The organism is Carnobacterium sp., assembly GCF_032094055.1.
Taxonomy (GTDB): Bacteria; Bacillota; Bacilli; order Lactobacillales; family Carnobacteriaceae; genus Carnobacterium_A.
Genome location: NZ_DAMDAK010000001.1, coordinates 52679 through 53516, shown reverse-complemented (window position 1 = coordinate 53516; position 838 = coordinate 52679). Strand labels below are relative to the sequence as shown.

Annotated in this window: 1 protein-coding gene; it reads left to right on the top strand. The window is 37.7% G+C overall.

Annotated features, from left to right (window positions below; translation table 11 throughout):
• Positions 1-838 (top strand): glutamate ligase domain-containing protein (locus RT405_RS00330; protein WP_313466733.1); only part of this gene is annotated, 838 nt, incomplete at both ends.

The window sequence follows — 838 nt, the reverse complement described above, 5'->3', positions numbered from 1 at the left end:
ATGCAGACGTAGTGATCATTGAAGTAGGGCTAGGAGGGTTATTAGATTCCACTAATGTAGTTACACCACTTGTTTCAGCTATTACCACTATCGGGTTGGATCATATGAAAATTTTAGGAGAAACAGTGCCGGAAATAGCGCTTCAAAAAGCTGGTATCATTAAACCAGGAGTGCCGGTTGTGACAGGCAAGATACCTAAAGAAGCGTTACAGGTTATTGAAGCTTATGCAAATGAGCAAGGAAGCAAAGTTTATTTTTTTGGAAAAGATTTTACAGCAACAAAATGGCAAACCCTGCCGACATGGGGAGAGCAGTTTACATTTGAAGATGAGGCTATTTATTTGAATCAATTGCAAATCGGAATGTTGGGAAAACACCAGATTGAGAATGCAACTGTAGCGATTGAAACTTTGCGGATTTACAGTGAAAAAACGGGCTTAGTATTAAATCATGAAGATACAAGAAGAGGACTGAAACAATCTTTTTGGCCGGGTCGTATGGAAAAGGTTAACGATAAACCACTAATGATTCTTGATGGGGCTCATAATGAACCGGCTATTCGTCGTTTAGTTGAAACGATCAAACTGGATTTTAATCAACAAGAAGTTTATTTGATCTTTGCTGTTTTGCAGGATAAAGCAATTGAAAATATGGTTAGTTTATTGACAGAATTGCCTAATATTCATCTTATTTTGACTAGTTTTGACTTTCCTCGAGCAGCAACAATAGACGAATTGAAAGGTTATGCTGGATCAGGAGTAACCATCAAAGAGCATTGGCAAGAAGCTTTAAGGGATACAGTGAATGAAATGGATGAGAGTGATGTCATCTTAATTAC